At 51.1% G+C, this 13,627-nt stretch carries 14 protein-coding genes and 2 pseudogenes; 4 read left to right on the forward strand and 12 right to left on the reverse strand.

Annotated features, from left to right (window positions below; genetic code table 11):
• Positions 1-88 precede the first annotated feature (88 nt).
• Entirely contained in the window at positions 89-547 is a 459-nt protein-coding gene (gpt, locus tag ACJHYO_RS07860) for a xanthine phosphoribosyltransferase (RefSeq protein WP_001291991.1), read from the reverse strand.
• Between the two features lie 260 nt (positions 548-807).
• On the opposite strand from gpt, the gene pepD reads away from it, so the two are divergent.
• Positions 808-2,265: a cytosol nonspecific dipeptidase gene (gene pepD / locus ACJHYO_RS07865; RefSeq protein WP_001292999.1), complete on the forward strand. Its 1,458-nt coding sequence runs from the start codon at positions 808-810 to the stop codon at positions 2,263-2,265.
• A 56-nt stretch (positions 2,266-2,321) separates the two neighbouring features.
• Here the strand turns inward: pepD and prfH are convergent, their stop codons facing one another.
• The 7 genes from prfH to lafU all read right to left on the reverse strand — a co-directional run bounded on the left by prfH (position 2,322) and on the right by lafU (position 7,381).
• Positions 2,322-2,936, reverse strand: a complete 615-nt coding sequence (prfH, locus tag ACJHYO_RS07870; protein WP_000602123.1) for a peptide chain release factor H — start codon at positions 2,934-2,936, stop codon at positions 2,322-2,324.
• The gene (locus ACJHYO_RS07875; RefSeq protein ID WP_000521577.1) at positions 2,933-4,072 is read right to left on the reverse strand and encodes an RNA ligase RtcB family protein; all 1,140 of its coding nucleotides are present in this window, start codon (positions 4,070-4,072) and stop codon (positions 2,933-2,935) included. Before ACJHYO_RS07875 ends, prfH begins: the two co-directional genes overlap by 4 nt.
• Before the next feature lie 189 nt (positions 4,073-4,261).
• Positions 4,262-4,714 (reverse strand): GNAT family N-acetyltransferase, encoded by a 453-nt coding sequence (locus ACJHYO_RS07880; RefSeq protein ID WP_001059895.1) that lies wholly within the window; start codon positions 4,712-4,714, stop codon positions 4,262-4,264.
• Between the two features lie 9 nt (positions 4,715-4,723).
• Positions 4,724-5,122, reverse strand: coding sequence for a type II toxin-antitoxin system mRNA interferase toxin YafO (yafO, locus tag ACJHYO_RS07885; protein WP_001263500.1), 399 nt, complete (start codon positions 5,120-5,122; stop codon positions 4,724-4,726).
• 2 nt (positions 5,123-5,124) lie between these two features.
• Positions 5,125-5,418 carry a type I toxin-antitoxin system antitoxin YafN gene (gene yafN / locus ACJHYO_RS07890; protein ID WP_000554758.1) on the reverse strand — a complete coding sequence of 98 codons (294 nt, stop codon included), beginning with the start codon at positions 5,416-5,418 and terminating at the stop codon, positions 5,125-5,127.
• 51 nt (positions 5,419-5,469) lie between these two features.
• Positions 5,470-6,525, reverse strand: coding sequence for a DNA polymerase IV (gene dinB, locus ACJHYO_RS07895; RefSeq protein WP_001226168.1), 1,056 nt, complete (start codon positions 6,523-6,525; stop codon positions 5,470-5,472).
• A 70-nt stretch (positions 6,526-6,595) separates the two neighbouring features.
• Positions 6,596-7,381, reverse strand: a complete 786-nt coding sequence (gene lafU, locus ACJHYO_RS07900; protein ID WP_000207542.1) for a putative lateral flagellar export/assembly protein LafU — start codon at positions 7,379-7,381, stop codon at positions 6,596-6,598.
• Here lafU and ACJHYO_RS07905 point away from each other — a divergent pair.
• Together ACJHYO_RS07905 and ACJHYO_RS07910 are read left to right on the forward strand one after the other, a co-directional pair.
• Positions 7,375-9,039, forward strand: a pseudogene (locus ACJHYO_RS07905) (flagellar biosynthesis protein FlhA); the annotation flags it as partial. The gene lafU and the pseudogene ACJHYO_RS07905 overlap by 7 nt on opposite strands.
• 78 nt (positions 9,040-9,117) lie before the next feature.
• A complete protein-coding gene (locus ACJHYO_RS07910; RefSeq protein ID WP_153275555.1) occupies positions 9,118-9,276 on the forward strand; it encodes a hypothetical protein in 159 nt (52 codons plus the stop codon).
• A gap of 181 nt (positions 9,277-9,457) precedes the next feature.
• Here ACJHYO_RS07910 and rayT read toward each other — a convergent pair.
• A pseudogene (gene rayT / locus ACJHYO_RS07915) lies at positions 9,458-9,955 on the reverse strand (REP-associated tyrosine transposase RayT).
• Between the two features lie 175 nt (positions 9,956-10,130).
• The gene (locus ACJHYO_RS07920; RefSeq protein WP_000093934.1) at positions 10,131-10,880 is read right to left on the reverse strand and encodes a C40 family peptidase; all 750 of its coding nucleotides are present in this window, start codon (positions 10,878-10,880) and stop codon (positions 10,131-10,133) included.
• 311 nt (positions 10,881-11,191) lie between these two features.
• Between ACJHYO_RS07920 and dpaA the strand changes: the two genes are divergently transcribed.
• The gene (gene dpaA, locus ACJHYO_RS07925; protein WP_001225679.1) at positions 11,192-11,932 is read left to right on the forward strand and encodes a peptidoglycan meso-diaminopimelic acid protein amidase; all 741 of its coding nucleotides are present in this window, start codon (positions 11,192-11,194) and stop codon (positions 11,930-11,932) included.
• On the opposite strand, the gene ACJHYO_RS07930 is transcribed toward dpaA, so the two are convergent.
• Positions 11,903-12,670 carry a class II glutamine amidotransferase gene (locus tag ACJHYO_RS07930; RefSeq protein ID WP_001468560.1) on the reverse strand — a complete coding sequence of 256 codons (768 nt, stop codon included), beginning with the start codon at positions 12,668-12,670 and terminating at the stop codon, positions 11,903-11,905. The genes dpaA and ACJHYO_RS07930 overlap by 30 nt on opposite strands.
• Before the next feature lie 204 nt (positions 12,671-12,874).
• Positions 12,875-13,453 (reverse strand): D-sedoheptulose 7-phosphate isomerase, encoded by a 579-nt coding sequence (gene lpcA, locus ACJHYO_RS07935; RefSeq protein WP_000284050.1) that lies wholly within the window; start codon positions 13,451-13,453, stop codon positions 12,875-12,877.
• Positions 13,454-13,627: the final 174 nt, after the last annotated feature.

Raw genomic sequence — 13,627 nt, forward strand, 5'->3', positions numbered from 1 at the left:
TGCAGCCTCCAGAATACTTACTGGAAACTATTGTAACCCGCCTGAAGTTAAAAAGAACAACGCCCGGCAGTGCCAGGCGTTGAAAAGATTAGCGACCGGAGATTGGCGGGACGAATACGACGCCCATATCCCACGGCTGTTCGATCCAGGTATTTTGCGGGATATCAACAACATAATCATCAACCAGCGGACGACCAGCCGGTTTTGCGAAGATGGTGACAAAGTGCGCTTTTGGATACATTTCACGAATCGCAACCGCAGTACCACCGGTATCTACCAGGTCATCAATAACGATGAAGCCTTCGCCATCGCCTTCTGCGCGTTTCAGCACTTTAAGCTCGCGCTGGTTGTCATGATCGTAGCTGGAAATACAAACGGTATCGACATGACGAATACCCAGTTCACGCGCCAGTAACGCACCCGGTACCAGACCGCCACGGCTTACGGCAATAATGCCTTTCCATTGTTCAGAAGGCATCAGTCGGCTTGCGAGTTTACGTGCATGGATCTGCAACATGTCCCAGGTGACGATGTATTTTTCGCTCATGTGAAGTGTCCCAGCCTGTTTATCTACGGCTTAAAAAGTGTTCGAGGGGAAAATAGGTTGCGCGAGATTATAGAGATCTGGCGCACTAAAAACCAGTATTTCACATGAGTCCGCGTCTTTTTACGCACTGCCTCTCCCTGACGCGGGATAAAGTGGTATTCTCAAACATATCTCGCAAGCCTGTCTTGTGTTGACAACATTTTCTGCTAACCCTGTGACCTGCAATACTGTTTTGCGGGTGATCGACAAGGAGACTTAACGTGTCTGAACTGTCTCAATTATCTCCACAGCCGCTGTGGGATATTTTTGCCAAAATCTGTTCTATTCCTCACCCGTCCTATCATGAAGAGCAACTCGCTGAATACATTGTTGGTTGGGCAAAAGAGAAAGGTTTCCATGTCGAACGCGATCAGGTAGGTAATATCCTGATTCGTAAACCTGCTACCGCAGGTATGGAAAATCGTAAACCGGTCGTCTTGCAGGCCCACCTCGATATGGTGCCGCAAAAAAATAACGACACCGTGCATGACTTCACTAAAGATCCTATCCAGCCTTATATTGATGGCGAATGGGTTAAAGCACGCGGCACCACGCTGGGTGCGGATAACGGCATTGGTATGGCCTCTGCACTGGCGGTTCTGGCTGACGAAAACGTGGTTCACGGCCCGCTGGAAGTGCTGCTGACCATGACCGAAGAAGCCGGTATGGACGGTGCTTTTGGCTTACAGAGCAACTGGTTGCAGGCTGATATTCTGATTAACACCGACTCCGAAGAAGAAGGTGAAATCTACATGGGTTGTGCGGGAGGTATCGACTTCACCTCCAACCTGCATTTAGATCGTGAAGCGGTTCCAGCTGGTTTTGAAACCTTCAAGTTAACCTTAAAAGGTCTGAAAGGCGGTCACTCCGGCGGTGAAATCCACGTTGGCCTGGGTAATGCCAACAAACTGTTGGTGCGCTTCCTGGCGGGTCATGCAGAAGAACTGGACCTGCGTCTTATTGATTTCAACGGCGGCACACTGCGTAACGCCATCCCGCGTGAAGCCTTTGCGACCATTGCTGTCGCAGCTGATAAAGTCGACGCCCTGAAATCTCTGGTGGATACCTATCAGGAGATCCTGAAAAACGAACTGGCAGAGAAAGAGAAAAATCTGGCATTGCTGCTGGACTCTGTTGCGAACGATAAAGCTGCCCTGATTGCGAAATCTCGCGATACCTTTATTCGTCTGCTGAACGCCACCCCGAACGGTGTGATCCGCAACTCCGACGTGGCAAAAGGTGTGGTCGAAACCTCCCTGAACGTCGGTGTGGTGACCATGACCGACAATAACGTAGAAATTCACTGCCTGATCCGTTCTCTGATCGACAGCGGTAAAGACTACGTAGTGAGCATGCTGGATTCGCTGGGTAAACTGGCAGGTGCGAAAACCGAAGCAAAAGGCGCATATCCTGGCTGGCAGCCGGACGCTAACTCTCCGGTAATGCATCTGGTACGTGAAACCTATCAGCGTCTGTTCAACAAAACGCCGAACATCCAGATTATCCACGCGGGCCTCGAATGTGGCCTGTTCAAAAAACCGTATCCGGAAATGGACATGGTGTCTATCGGGCCAACCATCACCGGGCCACACTCCCCGGATGAGCAAGTTCATATCGAAAGCGTTGGCCATTACTGGACACTGCTGACTGAACTGCTGAAAGAAATTCCGGCGAAGTAATTATTTGATTTGCTGCCGGATGGCGTTTAATCGCCTTCCGGCAGTTTCATCCTTCATTACCCTTCGATAAAAGCCATCCCTGTAAACGTTCGTCGCGGGTTGCCACGTTCAATCTGGTGATGGAACATTCGCCGCTGCGATTTCAGCGCCGCGCTATTTTCCTGTTGCTGTTGTTCCAGCTTCCAGGCAATCAGTAATCGCGCCAGCCGTTTGTTAGCATGCTGACTGCGCTCTGACTGAACCTTCACGCTAATACCGGATGCCAGATGCGTGGCGCGTACCGCCGAGTCGGTTTTATTGACATGTTGACCGCCCGGCCCCGACGAACGCAGCGTCTCATAACGGATTGCATCCGATTGTTCCTGCTCATCAGCGGTAAAACGCCCAATGCCCAGAAACCAGTTTTTGCGCCCATGATGAGGCCGATACGGACTCGGACAAATCCACTGGATAGTGCCGCACCAGCTTTCGCTTAGAGCCCATGCGTTATCGCCATCCAGAGAAATCAGCGCCGAACGCAGTGTGTCAGAGTAGCGACCCGTTTCTGTTTCCAGCACCGTTACCGCGACGTCCTGTCGGGTAGCTTCTTTAATCAGCCTGTCCAGTGCTTTTTTCACTGCGAGACAACATTCTTCCGGCCCCTGAGCAGAGGAGAGTTGTAGCAAGATCATCCTTTTTTCCCTCCACTGTTTTTGAGCGTCAGCACCGGGCGCAGTCGCGCGACAGGAATAATTAACCCAGCCAGCACCAGACATTGCACCACGCTTTCAGCCGATTTATAGGCTTGTGGCGCTTCTTCAAAGATGAGTTGTTTATCGCGACAAATTACCCGACTGCCAAGTTCAGTCCGCGAGAGTTGCGTCGCCGTGTATTTCGCTGCCAGACGCCCTTTACACTCGGTGCGCCCCCATTTACGCCCCGCCCCATGCGCCAGCGAGTGGAGCGTTTTTTCGTTCGCAACAGGTTTAACCAGCCAGGAGTAATCGCCGCGTGAACCGGGAATAATCACCAGACCGTTGTCATCCGGCGTGGCGCCTTTACGATGCAACCAGCCCTGTTGATCGCCGATTTGGCACGCGCTAACAAAGTTATGCGCCACATCCAGAACCGGACTTCCGGTGGCCTTAACTTGTTGCATTATGCGCAAAGCGATCAGCTGGCGATTAATACGCGCAAACGCCAGCGCATCGTCATGTTCCGCAATATACCGTAGCGCGTCGTCACTGCCTTCAGGCAAACCATGATGCGAAAACGAGGCAATATGCCGCTGTAAAATAGACTGCCCCAATCCCCTCGAGCCGCTATGAACCAGCAGTTGCAGATGCTGCGCATCCAGACCAGCCAGTGCAAACAGTTCCGCGTCGATAATTTGATCAATCTGTTGCAGTTCTGCGAAGTGGTTACCGCCACCGATGGAGCCAAGCGAGTTGCGCCACGGATGCTGTGCAAATGCTGACGGCAGGTTTTCCTCCAGCCAGCTTTCTTCAGCAACGTCATCCAGATCTGATAATCGCTTTTCAAACTTATCGGCGTTGTATTTGCGAGCGAGAATATCTGTTTGCCATAGCGCCATGCCGCAGCCGATATCATTGCCGACCAGTGCCGGGTAAAAACGACCAACAGAGAAGAACGCTGCGCCAATCGGGTAGCCGCGTCCGGGATGTAAATCTGGCATCCCCACAACGCGCTGCATGTTGGGTAAATTTGCCGTGGTGTGTAATTGTTGGATCGCTGAACTTTCGATCCACAGGTCATCAGATGCGATGGTAAATACCGCATCGGATAAGGGACGAATATATTTGCCCATGTACCATTCCATTTATGAATAAAAATCAGGAAATGGCAGACGAATCCAGGGCAAGAAAAAAGAATTAATCCTGGAAAGGTCTGCAAAGAGTCATTGATAAAGGATTTGTCATGATTTACCTCCTTGCAGTTTGTGGAATAAGAAAACGCGCACATACTAGACGGGCGTTATTTTCATTGCAAGCTGGATTTAATGTTGCGGTTTATATCGCATATAAAAATTAGTAAACCACGTTCCCCGGCATTCAACGCGCTGCTGCTTAACTGTCTGAAAACCATAACGTTCAAAAAAGGGTTTTGCGGTTATGCTGGCGTCCACCGTAAGTTCGGATTCAGACTTAATCAATGGTTTTAACAAAGCGCTGGCAACCCCGCGTCGGGTGTATTCCGGTTCAACAAATAACATATCGATATAATGTCCAATGCAGGTAATAAAACCAACCGGTTGTGCATTAATAACTGCAACCCGCACTTGTGATTTCGCGAGTTTCTCCTTCCAGCGAGATTCGTCAATCTGCGCCCAGGCGGCAATTTGCTGTGGAGAATAGTGCTGACTCGCCGTCATCGTAACAGCTCGAAGGAAAATAGCGCATAGTTGCTGAAAATCACCAGGCTGATAGTTTCTTATTTGTATGTTATTCATAATATAAATTCAAAAACGCATGCGAAACGCTTCTGCCATTTTCCCAATTTTATGCATTTGGTTGTTATCTCGAGCCAGTTTATGAGGTTCAGGTTTCAGAATGGCAATGAGCAACCATGCTTGCTCATCAAACGCGCCCTGACAATATACCAAATGCGCTGCGTCATTCGTTCTGCTGAATTGGCGCAACTGTGGCGGAAATGGATTATTCACATTTGCCAGATGAATATGAGCAACTCGCTCAAATTTGATTAATGGCCAGGTAAACGAGTCGTCGTAGAGTGCATCACGACCAAATATATCTGGCAAAACACCGTCACGCTTATAGGAAATAAAATCCGCCGTTAACGCTTCAAGTTCCTCTGCTGTAAGTTGCAGGCGAATAAGTTTTGTTTTGAATACCCGCATCCTTATTCCTTAAAGTCATTGAAATCATCATCCGTCATATCATTAAGATATTGTTCAGCGCGGCGTGTAATTTCCTCTAATCTTGCAGCACTCGGACGGAAGCGCGCCTTTATGGGCTTTTTCTCCTCTTGTTCTGCAAGCATGTCCATTAATGCTTCAAATGCGCTGGCACTTAAGAGATATCCTGCGGGGCGATTATTAGAAAGAACCGCAACAGGTTGATCAATAAAGTATTTAGCTGGGTTTTTACGTAACTCAGTGATATTGACCGATTTTTCAGCGAGAATTCGATGCATACAGTGATCTCCTCATAATAATGCACACCAGAATATACAAAATAGTATACATCATAATCCCAGCACCAGTTGTCTTTCCATTTGCGGGTCAAGCAACGTCACATGCAGCCCCACCAGTCGCACACCGCGCCCGCCGCGGCGTTCATCCCAGGTTTTACGCGCGGTGGCGATTAGATCAGATTTATTCAGCCGCGGCCAGACGTGTTCCTGGGTGGTTTGCTGAAAATCGTCGAACTTTAATTTCACCCCCTGGCGAGCAATCAGCAAATCAGGTTTTACCTTTGCCAAACGACGCTCCAGTTCAGGGTAAAGCCGCTCGATGATCGCTTCACATTCAGACCAGTGATGAATATCTTCCGCCATCGTACGTTCTACACCGACGGATTTTCGCAACCTTTCGCTATTAACGTCGCGCTCGTCAATGCCCTGACTACGCTCCCACAAAATGCGGCCAAATTTGCCAAAACGTTTGAGCAGAGTCACCAGATCACACTTTTGCACATCACCGCAGGTTCGTAGCCCCATCGCTTCCAGTTTAGCCGCTGAGACTTTGCCGACGCCGGGAATTTTTGCCAGCGGTAAGGTTTGCAGAAATGCCGGAACCTCAGCCGGAGTAATCACAAACTGACCGTTGGGTTTATTCATGTCGGAGGCGATTTTGGCGAGAAACTTGACCGGCGCAACGCCCGCAGACGCCGTCAGTTGCAGCTCGTTGAAGATCGTCTGGCGGATTTCCTGGGCGATGAGGGTCGCAGAACCGTGGCAATGGACGCTATCGGTGACATCGAGATAGGCTTCATCCAGTGATAACGGTTCAATGCGCGAGGTATAGCGCGAGAAAATTTCGCGGATATGATTTGAGGCTTCTTTGTAGGCGTCAAAGCGCCCTGGAAGCAAGGTGAGATGCGGGCATAATTTGAGCGCCATCCCTGTCGGCATAGCGCTACGTACGCCAAATTTACGCGCGGGATAATTGGCGGTGCTGATTACCCCCCGTCGTTCGCGGCTGCCGCCAATAGCAATAGGGATATCGCGCAGGGCGGGATTGTCGCGCATCTCCACCGCTGCGAAAAAGCAGTCCATATCCACATGAATGATTTTACGCATTGCTCACCTCTCAACACTGGTAAAGTATACAGTGATTTCAGGGTTTGAGAAATGCGTAAAGATTCAGCATTTAACGCGCTCGCTGCGAAAGCACCTGCTGCTTATCCAGCTTTTGCACCAGCGGCTGCACCACTTTATCCCCATGCTGACCAAAGTATTGATACAGCGTATCGGACGCACTTTTGGTCAGCACCATAATCTCAATGCGCCGGTTGCCCGCGCTTTGCGGATTTTTGGCATCCAGCAGCATCTGGTCCGCCATTGCGCTTACCTGCATCACTTTATTTTCCGGCATTCCGGCCTCTTCCAGCACCCGACGAGCCGAAAGCGCGCGATCGCCCGAAAGGTTCCAGTTGTTGTAGATATTGTTTTTGTAGGCCATCGCATCGGTATGCCCGGTAATAATAATTTTGTTATCGAGCGAGTCGAACACTGGCGCAAGCTCCACCAGCAAAGTTTTAAAGAACGGCATAATATGCGCGCTGCCGCGTTCAAACATATTGCGGTTCTGGTCGTCTTTAATCAGCACGCGTAATCCCTGGGGAACAATCTCCATCTCCAGATTCGCTTCCATATGCGCATCACGGGCGATGGTATTGATACTGGTCGCCAGCTCGCCAAGCTCGGTGGCGGATTTCTTCTTCAACAGCGCCGTTTTCTCGTTGACGTCGCGCGCTTTTTTCTCCGTCTCTTCCGGCACCGCCACGGTGGCAGGTTTTGGCAGATGAGACGGGCTGATTTTATTTAACGGCGACAACCCACCACCGTTAAAAATCGACTGCCCGTGCAGCGCGGCGATAATGCTTTCACGCTCGGATTTACTGACGCTGTTGACAATCAACTTTATCGTCGTCACCAAGTGCCCGCTTTACCCTGGACGCGATGCCCGGCAAACAGATGGCGATTGACGCCGACCTTAACGCCGGGTTGATCAATCAGGCGCAGGCGCAGACCCGGCGTAAAGATGTCGCCAGCGAGGCCGATTTCTACGGCGCAATGGACGGGGCATCAAAATTTGTGCGCGGGGACGCCATCGCCGGGATGATGATTCTGGCGATCAACCTGATCGGCGGCGTCTGTATCGGCATCTTCAAATACAACCTGAGCGCCGACGCCGCCTTCCAGCAATATGTGCTGATGACTATCGGCGATGGGCTGGTGGCGCAAATCCCTTCCCTGCTGCTCTCCACCGCGGCGGCGATTATCGTCACCCGCGTCAGCGATAACGGTGATATCGCCCATGACGTGCGTAATCAGTTGCTGGCAAGCCCGTCGGTTCTCTACACCGCCACTGGAATTATGTTCGTGCTGGCGGTGGTGCCGGGAATGCCGCATTTCCCGTTCCTGATGTTCAGCGCCCTGCTTGGTTTTACCGGCTGGCGGATGAGCAAGCGCCCGCAAGCGGCGGAGGCGGAAGAGAAAAGCCTCGAAACGCTAACCCGTACGATGACAGAAACCAGCGAGCAACAGGTCAGTTGGGAAACTATTCCGCTGATCGAACCTATCAGTTTAAGCCTCGGCTACAAACTGGTGGCGCTGGTGGATAAAGCGCAGGGCAACCCGCTCACCCAGCGTATTCGCGGCGTACGTCAGGTGATTTCCGACGGCAACGGCGTGCTGCTGCCGGAGATCCGTATTCGGGAAAACTTCCGCCTCAAGCCCAGCCAGTACGCTATTTTCATCAACGGCATTAAGGCTGATGAAGCGGATATTCCGGCGGATAAACTGATGGCCCTGCCCTCCAGCGAAACCTACGGCGAGATAGACGGCGTGCTGGGGAACGACCCGGCGTACGGGATGCCGGTCACCTGGATTCAGCCCGCGCAGAAAGCGAAGGCGCTGAATATGGGGTATCAGGTGATCGACAGCGCCAGCGTAATTGCCACCCATGTGAATAAGATTGTGCGCAGCTATATTCCTGATTTGTTTAACTATGACGATATTACTCAGCTGCATAACCGTTTGTCGTCGATGGCACCGCGACTGGCGGAAGATTTGAGCGCGGCGCTCAATTACAGCCAGTTGCTGAAAGTGTACCGGGCGCTACTGACTGAAGGCGTTTCCCTGCGCGATATCGTCACCATCGCCACCGTGTTGGTCGCCAGTAGTGCGGTGACTAAAGATCATATTCTGCTGGCGGCCGATGTGCGTCTGGCGCTGCGGCGCAGCATTACCCATCCGTTCGTTCGCAAGCAGGAGCTGACGGTGTATACGCTGAATAATGAGCTGGAAAATCTGCTGACCAACGTGGTGAATCAGGCGCAACAGGCCGGCAAAGTGATGCTTGATAGCGTGCCGGTGGACCCGAATATGCTCAACCAGTTTCAGATCACGATGCCGCAGGTGAAGGAGCAGATGAAAGCGGCGGGGAAAGATCCGGTGCTGCTGGTGCCGCCGCAGCTGCGCCCTTTGCTGGCGCGCTACGCAAGGTTGTTTGCACCGGGGCTGCATGTGCTGTCGTATAACGAAGTGCCGGATGAGCTGGAGTTGAAGATAATGGGGGCGTTGATGTAGGCATCCGGCATCGGTGCATATTGCCGGATGCGGCGTGAACGCCTTATCCGGCCTACGGGTGAGCACGGTTTTGTCGGCATGATAAGACGCGTGGCGTCGCATCTGGCATCGGTGCACAACCGCCGGATGCGGCGTGAACGCCTTATCCGGCCTACGGGTGAGCGCGGTTTTGTCGGCATGATAAGACGCATCTGCGTCGCATCAGGCATCGGCGCACAACCGCCGGATGCGGCGTGAACGCCTTATCCGGCCTACGGGTGAGTGCGGTTTTGTCGGCATGATAAGACGCGTAGCGGCGCATCTGGCACCGGTGCACAACCGCCGGATGCGGCGTGAACGCCTTATCCGGCCTACGGGTGAGCGCGGTTTTGTAGGCATGATAAGACGCGTCTGCGTCGCATCAGGCATCGGCGCACAGCTATAAAATGATACGCTCCCCAGCACTAAAATCCGTTACGTCTCCCGCCCAATCGATGGGATATAACCCTTTCACAACATCGCGGTGAAACGTTGAGAATGGCCAATCACTCACTTGTTTTACCCAACCATGTTTTACTGGATTTATATAAATATAATCAACATGATGGCGATAGTCTTTGGTATTGCGGATAGCATGTTCCCAAAAACGTGGTTGCCAGATATTTTTCAATCCACAAGCATGGGTAAATTGCTTTTTAATTTCCCGCCAGCGCGAGGAAAAATCATCATCGCCTTCAGGTAATGTCCATATGCAATGCATATGCTCCGGCAAAACTACCTAAGCGTTAATTTCACAAGGTCTGTCTCGCTTAACTTTAATAATAGCGTTACGGAGCGTCTGAAACTGGGTGGTCAAAAGTTGGTTTCGACGATTCTGTAAATTTACCGTGAAAAACCAGGTTCCCCCCTTGATGTAATAACGACGATATTCAGACATAACGACTCCTTTTTCTCAACGGTAAGAAGAAAAGGAAAAGTCGGCAATGATGTTGTGTTAAATCGGGAAAGCGGCTCGCAAAAAATGCACAGATTTGTAGGCATGATAAGACGCGTAGCGTCGCATCAGACACCGGCGCACAACCGCCGGATGCGGCGTGAACGCCTTATCCGGCCTACAAAATCGTCTCTTCCGTCAAAATCCGTCGCGCGCCTAAAAAATGGTCCTGCCAGAAAGGTTCGGCTAACCGACTTACCCGAATGGTTTCCCCGGTGCGCGGTGACTCGATAAACTGACCGTCTCCAAGATATACGCCCATATGGTCGGCTATCTCACGACTGTGGATATGGAAAAACAGCAAATCTCCCCGGCGCAGGTCGTTATTTGCCACAATCGTTGCCCGACGGTAGTGGTACATCTCATTGGCCGTGCGCGGGAGCTTAGCCTCAAGGATCTTGTTGTAGGCATAAAAAACCAACCCGCTACAGTCGAAGCCTTTATCAGGCCGCGTGCCCCCCCAGATATAAGGCTTACCTAGCTGCTGCTCCAGGCGGTGAATCGCCACTTCGGTGATGTTATGTAGATGGTCGCTGCTTAAGAAATGATTATTCTCCACCAACGCCTGCCAGCGTCTGTCACTCGCCTTGAGCGGCGCAGGAAACCATTCTGGATGCTGTTTTATCTGCTCCCGATTATGCTGGCGCAGCGCCCTTCTGCTTTTGGCATTGCCTTCCACAATATAGCTGGCCTGCTTTTTCAGATGGGTTTGGTACTGTTTTAATAAACGCGCACGGTTTTGCATCCGCTGGCGGGCGGCGTAGCTAAAAGAGATATGTGATGTGGTGGCGCTGGCGAGTAAAGGGAGCAAAACGCATAACGAAAACACGCCTGGATGCAGAAATCTGCCGTGCAAGAACGAAGACATGAAGGACATAAACCAGCTGAATGAAGGTGAGAATTTTAAAAGACCGGAGGAGTAAACAGGATTATTAATTGCTTATTTGCATATTACTATTGCGGTTTCATAATCTTAGGAAATAAGAAATAAATCTACAATCCATGCGCTTTTCGGACTCTTGAAAACTGCCCCTGTGCTAAATTTGTAAACCCTGCGCCGACAGGCTTGCGTAAAACTCTTTTGGTGATAATGTGAGCCTTCCCAATCCAGACTATTCCGATTTGGGATCCATTTTGCCGTCCTGGCGTGTGTAACCGTTTTATCAAGGAATAAGCAGTATGCGTAAAATCGCATTAATTCTTGCGATGTTGTTGATCCCGTGCGTTTCGTTTGCCGGTTTGCTGGGCAGCAGTAGCTCGACCACGCCAGTGAGCAAAGAGTATAAGCAGCAGTTGATGGGATCCCCTGTCTACATCCAGATCTTCAAGGAAGAACGTACGCTCGATCTCTACGTCAAAATGGGCGAGCAATATCAACTGCTCGACAGCTATAAAATCTGTAAATATTCCGGCGGCTTAGGGCCAAAACAGCGTCAGGGCGATTTCAAAAGCCCGGAAGGGTTTTATAGCGTCCAGCGTAATCAGTTAAAACCAGACAGCCGTTACTACAAAGCGATTAATATTGGATTCCCAAACGCCTATGACCGTGCGCATGGTTATGAAGGGAAATACCTGATGATTCACGGCGATTGTGTTTCCATCGGCTGCTACGCGATGACCAATCAGGGTATTGATGAGATCTTCCAGTTCGTTACTGGTGCGCTGGTGTTTGGTCAGCCGAGCGTGCAAGTGAGTATTTACCCGTTCCGTATGACCGACGCCAATATGAAGCGCCATAAATATTCCAACTTTAAGGACTTCTGGGAGCAACTGAAGCCAGGCTACGACTACTTTGAGCAAACCCGTAAGCCACCGACCGTTTCTGTGGTCAATGGCCGTTACGTGGTCAGCAAGCCGTTAAGCCACGAAGTTGTGCAGCCACAACTGGCATCAAACTACACGCTCCCCGAGGCAAAATAAGCGCCATTCACCTGGCATAATCTTTTGCCAGGTTTCATTGCCCGTCAGCGGCTGTGTCGCAATCACCGTGACCACATCATTCGGTGTGGTCTGCGAGCTGAAGTCGATTTCCACATCCTGATCCAGCAACGTTGCCACGCCAAACGGCGCGCGGCGGGTGATCCAGTGTAAATTAGTCGAGCAATACGCCATTACATAGCGCCCATCCGAAAGTAGCATGTTGAAAACGCCCTTCTGCCGCAGTTCATCCACCAGTGAGGCGATATATTTAAACACTGCCGCCATGTTGCCCGGTGTGCGCGGGTAACGCTGCGTTAATTTATGCAGGAGCCAGCAAAAGGCTTTTTCGCTATCGGTTTCACCGACCGGGCGGAAGTTGCCGGTTTCCAGTGATTTGTAGCCCGTCAGTTGTCCATTATGGGCATAAGTCCAGTTACGCCCCCATAACTCGCGGGTAAACGGGTGAGTATTTTCCAGCGCCACCTCGCCCCGATTAGCCTGGCGAATATGAGCCACCACCGAACAGGATTTTATCGGGTAGTCCTGGACAAGTTTGGCGATGGGGGAATTAAAGCTGGGTTGCGGATCTTTAAATGTGCGACAGCCTTTACCTTCGTAAAAGGTAATGCCCCAGCCATCTTTATGTGGCCCGGTTCCACCACCACGCTGTACAAGCCCGGTGAAACTAAAGCAGATATCGGTAGGGACGTTGGCACTCATCCCGAGCAATTCGCACATGGGTAACCTCCACAACAGCGGGAGCGCATGGCCCCCGGCGAAGATTGATTTAAGAATTTTCAGGTCGGATGTGGCGTGAACGCATTATTCGGCCTACGGTTCGGGTGCAGATTGTAGGCATGATAAGACGCGTCAGCGTCGCATCAGGCATCAGAGCACAAATGCCGGATGCGGCGTAAACGCCTTATCCGGCCTACGCCAGACTTACTTAACCATCTCTTTTTCAATTAACTGGATCAGGATATGGATCACTTTAATGTGGATCTCCTGAATGCGGTCGGCATAACCAAAGTGCGGAACGCGAATTTCAATATCCGCCGTGCCAGCCATTTTGCCGCCGTCTTTACCGGTCAGGGTGATCACTTTCATCCCCTTCTCACGCGCCGCCGCGATCGCTTTGATCACGTTTGCAGAGTTACCGGAAGTGGAGATCCCCAGCAGTACATCGCCTTCGCGACCTACCGCTTCAACGTAACGGGAGAAAATATCATTGAAACCAAAATCATTACCGACGCAGGAAATATGGCTGACGTCAGAAATGGCAATCGCCGGGTAGCCCGGACGGTTTTCACGGTAGCGACCGGTCAACTCTTCGGCAAAGTGCATGGCGTCGCAATGGGAGCCGCCGTTGCCACAGGAAAGCACTTTGCCACCGGCTTTAAAGCTGTCTGCTAACAGGACCGCCGCGCGCTGAATGGCGTGAATATTGGCGTCATCTTTTAAAAAGTTAGCCAGCGTTTCCGCCGCTTCGTTCAGTTCATTACGAATAAGATCCTGGTACATGAGGATATCCTTCAGCATAAATGTAATAGACAAAATGCAGTGTACCGGATACCGCCAAAAGCGAGAAGTACGGGCAGGTGCTATGACCAGGACTTTTTGACCTGAAGTGCGGATAAAAACAGCAACAATGTGAGCTTTGTTGTAATTATATTGTAAACACATTGCTAAATGTTT

Source organism: Escherichia sp. WS1118, assembly GCF_046487695.1.
Classification (GTDB): domain Bacteria; phylum Pseudomonadota; class Gammaproteobacteria; order Enterobacterales; family Enterobacteriaceae; genus Escherichia; species Escherichia coli.